The sequence below is a fragment of the Nocardiopsis sp. NPDC055824 genome (assembly GCF_053616335.1).
The window spans coordinates 1-4506 of the sequence record NZ_JBSHDN010000327.1 but is presented as its reverse complement, the minus strand read 5'-3'; the positions used below and the strand labels follow the sequence as shown (position 1 = coordinate 4506).

At 74.6% G+C, this 4506-nt stretch carries 3 protein-coding genes; 2 read left to right on the top strand and 1 reads right to left on the bottom strand.

What is annotated here, in order from left to right; genetic code table 11:
* Positions 1–61: 61 nt before the first annotated feature.
* A complete protein-coding gene (locus ACWGL3_RS31200; protein ID WP_267947364.1) occupies positions 62–2179 on the bottom strand; it encodes an SMI1/KNR4 family protein in 2118 nt (705 codons plus the stop codon).
* A gap of 286 nt (positions 2180–2465) precedes the next feature.
* On the opposite strand from ACWGL3_RS31200, the gene ACWGL3_RS31195 reads away from it, so the two are divergent.
* On the top strand, positions 2466–3221 hold the full coding sequence (locus ACWGL3_RS31195) for a MerR family transcriptional regulator (RefSeq protein ID WP_267947363.1): 756 nt from the start codon (positions 2466–2468) through the stop codon (positions 3219–3221).
* A 334-nt stretch (positions 3222–3555) separates the two neighbouring features.
* Positions 3556–4482, top strand: a complete 927-nt coding sequence (locus ACWGL3_RS31190; protein WP_452462125.1) for an alpha/beta fold hydrolase — start codon at positions 3556–3558, stop codon at positions 4480–4482.
* Positions 4483–4506 lie beyond the last annotated feature (24 nt).

Here is a 4506-nt window from a genome sequence, read left to right as displayed (position 1 = left end):
GGTGGCGGACCCTGCGGCGCCCGGACGGAGGACGGCCCCGCCCCGGGCGCCCCGTCCCCGGTCAGACGTCCGGGTGGACGCCGCGCGGGGTGAACACCACCTCGCGCGCCCGGCTCGGGGTGACCGCGCCGCGCAGGGCGGGGTCGGTGAGCAGGACGACCGGCGCGACGCGGTTCGGCGAGACCGGGTACCACTCGGCCAGCGCCTCCTCGATGACGGCCCAGGCCTCGTCGCCGGCACCCCGCGCCACCAGGGCGCGGGCCCGGTCCAGGGCGCGCTCGAAGGCGGGCGGCTCCGGGGCCCGGCGGGAGGCGAGCAGGGCGTCCCGCTCCTCGTCGGTCGACGGCAGCTCGAATCCCGTCGCCCCGCCGCCCAGCGCGCGGACCGCGAAGGCCGTGCTCCCGTGGGCGTCCAGTCCGGCGCTGTACAGGTAGAGCGGAAGGGCCTCGGACTCGATCTGCCCGACACCGACCTCGGCCACCACGTGGGGCCGGTGCAGGAGTCCGCGCAGCTCGTGGTGGATCCCGTTGACGTCGAGGAAGGCCGAGAGCACCGCCCTGAGGTAGGCGGCGGCGCCCGACCCCTTCTCCTCGGCCTTGCGGAAGGTCTCCATCGCGTCGGTCACCCGGCCGCGCAGCGCCGCCGCGCGCCCCCGGGCCAGGAGGTCCTCGGCGCCCTCCGGGCGCACCGGCCGGCCCTCCGACCCGCTCAGCTCCTCGAACGAGGCGCGCTCGGCGACGACCAGGTCCGCGAAGGAGCGGTGGCGCTCGCCCAGCCCGGGGTACCAGCTCGCCCACACGTAGGCGGCCCACTCTCCGTCGGGGGAGACGTCCCCCGCGTCGAGCAGCCAGGTCTGCGCGTCGCTGGCGCCGGAGACCACGAGGAACGGGCCGACCAGTCCGTCCTCCCTCAGCTCCTCCTCGTCGAGCATCGCCTCGTCGTGGAAGTCGTCCGCCCAGCCGGCCTCGTCGGCGGAGAGGAGGGCGTACATGAACATGCCCATCCTGGTCCAGCCGTCGGAGGCCCCGAGGAACGACCTGTAACTGGGCGGCAGCGGGGTCCCGAGCCTTTCCTCCAGGGCCGCGATCCGCTCCTCGGAGGCGCCCTCGTAGCCCAGCCAGGACGCGGCGCGCTGTTCGCCGGTCGTCTCCACGAGCTCGCCCGGCTCCAGGACCCGCAGCATGTCGGCGCTGTACTCGGCGAGGAAGGACCGCCAGCTCCCGACGGTGTTCGGGGCGCCCTCCACGAGCTCGGCGGCGATGCCCGCGTACGGCGCCGGCGCCTCCCCGGCCGCGTAGCGGTGGCCGGTGAACGCCTCGTACGAGCGCCTGCCGGAGAAGAACCGGACCCGGCACAGCTGGGTCTCGCCCCCGCCGGAGTTGCGGGTGATCTCCAGCCTCAGGAACCGGTAGGACTCCTCGGAGGCCTCGCCGGTCACGTGGAAGTCGCGGGCGTGGTGCCGCTGCGGGAAGGTCTCGTCGGCGCGCGCGTCGAGGTCCACCCACGTCCGGCCGTCCTGTGAGCCCTGGAGCACCCAGTCCCGGGGGTCGCGGTCGGCGAAGTCGTTGGCCGACTCCAGCGCGTAGTGCCGGACCCGGACGGGCTCCTCCATGGTGAACTCCAGGAAGTCGGCGTCCCGCCAGGAGAGCCACTTGGCGGCCGTCGCGTCGAGCACGTTGAGGGCGACCTCGCCCGCCCTCGCGTGCTCGTTCCCCGCCCGCACCTCGCGCACCCGGTCGGTGATCTCGACCATCGAGGCGGACTCGTCCAGGTCCACGGAGCGCAGGAGGACCGAGCCGCCGCCGCCCTCGCGGTCGGCCCAGCCGAACCGCGAGACCGGCGCCCCGCCGTCCTCGACGAGCAGGCGCAGCTCCTCGTCCGCCCGGCCGCCCGCGACCAGGAAGCGGTGGGGGCCGGCCGAGGTCCGCTGCACCAGACGGCCCCGCCACTCGTAGGAGGTGCCGTCCGCGGCGACCCGCAGGCCGACGAAGGCGGTCATCCCGGGGTCGAACCCGATCACCGCCTCGGCGCCGTCGACGTCCCGCCAGTCGAGTCGGGCGAGCGGCACGGCCGGACCGGCCTCGAACCCGACGACCAGTCCGTGGTCGGAGGTCCACCGCCCCGTCCCGCTCCTCTGCCGTTCGGTGAGGAAGACGAGGGCGGGCATGTGCTCCGGCATGAGGGCTCCAAGTGAGGGGAGGAGGGGAGGGGTGCTGTCCGGCTGCGCGGACGACCGCGCCCCGGGGACGGGGGAAGGCTACGCGCGCGGGCCGACAGTCGGAGCCGCGCGGAACACACGGCGGCTCCGGGGTTCCCGGCCGCTCCGGCGGGCGCCGCGACGGCGGGGCGGCTGGGCAGCTGGGCAGCTGGGCAGCTGGGCTTGACCATGCCGTAGGGGCATGGTTTTCCATGGGTACCGTCGGCGCGTCCGCGCCGGGGGGCGCGAACTTCGAGGAGGGACGGGCATGGCCTGGAGCACCCGGCAATTGGCGGAGCTCGCCGGCACGAGCGTGCGGGCGGTGCGGCACTACCACGAGGTGGGCCTGCTGGAGGAGCCGGAGCGGCGCTCCAACGGCTACAAGAGCTACGGGGTGGCGCACCTGATCCGGGTCCTGAGGATCAAGCGCCTGTCGGAGCTGGGGTTCTCCCTGGCCCAGATCGCCGACATGGGCGAGGCCGAGTCCTACCCCGACGAGGCGCTGCGGAGCCTGGACGCCGAGCTGGAGGCCACGATCGAGCGGCTCCAGCGGGTGCGCCTGGAGCTGGCCCTGGTCCTGCGCAAGTCGGCGCCCACCGAACTCCCGCCCGAGATGGCGCTCGCCACCGCCGACGTGGACATGAGCGAGGCCGACCGCTCGTTCGTCGTCGTCATGACGCGGTTGATGGACCCCGCCGCGATGAGCTCCTACAGCGAGGCGCTCAAGGACCGCCGGGTCGTCGAGGAGGAGTCCGATTTCGACGCCCTGCCCGAGGACGCCGACGAGGAGACGCGCCGCGAGCTGGCGGAGCGGCTCGCCGGCCCCGTCCGCGGCCTCCTCGCCGACCACCCCGTGCTGGGGGACCTGAACAGGATCGCGCCGAAGCGCCCCCGGTACGCCGCGGAGACGAGCGTGACCGCGCTCAAGGACCTCTACAACCCCGCCCAGGTCGACGTCATGATGCGCCTGGGGAAGATCCTGCGGGACGACCCGCCCGCGTCCTCGCGGGACGAGGGGGCCTGACGGCGCCCGCGCCCGGCGCGGCGCGGCACGGGAGGCGTGCCCGCCGCCGGGGAGGGTCGACAAGTGGACGGATCGACGTGTCGGCCCGGCGCCTTGCCGGCTCGGGGACTTGTCGGCGCAGGTGAACGGAGGCCGTGCCGTCCGGGGGCCGCCCCTGTCCCCCGTGCGAGCGACAAGCAGGTGTCCACCGTGTGGTGACGACGCCGACCCGCCGCGTCCGTAGCGTTCTCCCCAGTCGCCGCGTTCCGTCGGGCCGCGCGGTCCGTGCCGCGGTGAACGGCGCCGACGCCCCTGGCGACGTCCGCCCCCTCAACCCGTTCCTCTGGAGGACCCCATGCCCCGCACCGTCCGGGCGACCGCCCTGACCGCACTGTGCTGCACCGTCGCCGTCACGGCGCTCACCGGATGCGGGCCGCTCTCCGACGTGCGGTCCGGCCTGGACGAGGTCCGGACCGACCTGGAGACCGCCGCCGAGGACGTGATGACCGACGGAGAGCTGTTCACGGGAACCAAGACGCTCGAGGTCGGGGGCGGCTCCGTGAACGTGTCCTGTTCCGGCCTCCCGGCGGACGACCGGCCGGTCGTCGTCCTGATGGCCGGGATGGGCGACGGGCTGGACACCATGGCCGACCTCCAGGAGACCCTGAGCGACGGGGACCGGGTCTGCTCCTACGACCGGTTCGGCGAGGGCGCGAGCGACCAGCCGGAGGGCCCCCAGAGCATCGCCGACGTCGGCGAGACCCTGACCGCCGTCCTCGACGACATCGCCGGCGACGGCCCGGTCGTCCTGGTCGGCCACTCGCTGGGCGGGCTGATCGCCGCCCGCTACGCCCCCGACCACCAGGACAGGGTCGCGGGACTGGTCCTGCTGGACGCCACGTCCCCGACGATGCTCGACGACATCACCGGCGTGATCCCCGAGACGGCCACCGGACCGGGCGCCGAGGTGCGCGCCCAGAACCTCGCCGTGTTCGAGGGTGAGAACCCGGAGCAGATCGTCATCGAGAGCGACCCGGAGGTGCGCTCCGCCGGGGACATCCCGACGGAGATCATCCAGCACGGGGTGCAGTACCTCGGGGAGATCCCCGAGTACGGCGCCGACCTGGAGCGCGTGTGGGCCGAGGGCCAGGAGAAGTGGAGCGGGGTCTCCGGCCTCAGCGAGCTCAGCACCGCCGAGGAGAGCGGTCACTACATCCACGTCGACCAGCCCGGGATCGCCGTCGAGGCCGTCCGGCGCGTCACGGACCAGGCCGCCGCCTGACGCCGGGCGTCCGCCCGGCCGCGC

Coding starts and splice junctions, on each gene's coding strand:
- ACWGL3_RS31200 (WP_267947364.1), bottom strand. CDS start 2,179: ATGCCGGAGCACATGCCCGCCCTCGTCTTCCTCACCGAACGGCAGAGG.
- ACWGL3_RS31195 (WP_267947363.1), top strand. CDS start 2,466: ATGGCCTGGAGCACCCGGCAATTGGCGGAGCTCGCCGGCACGAGCGTG.
- ACWGL3_RS31190 (WP_452462125.1), top strand. CDS start 3,556: ATGCCCCGCACCGTCCGGGCGACCGCCCTGACCGCACTGTGCTGCACC.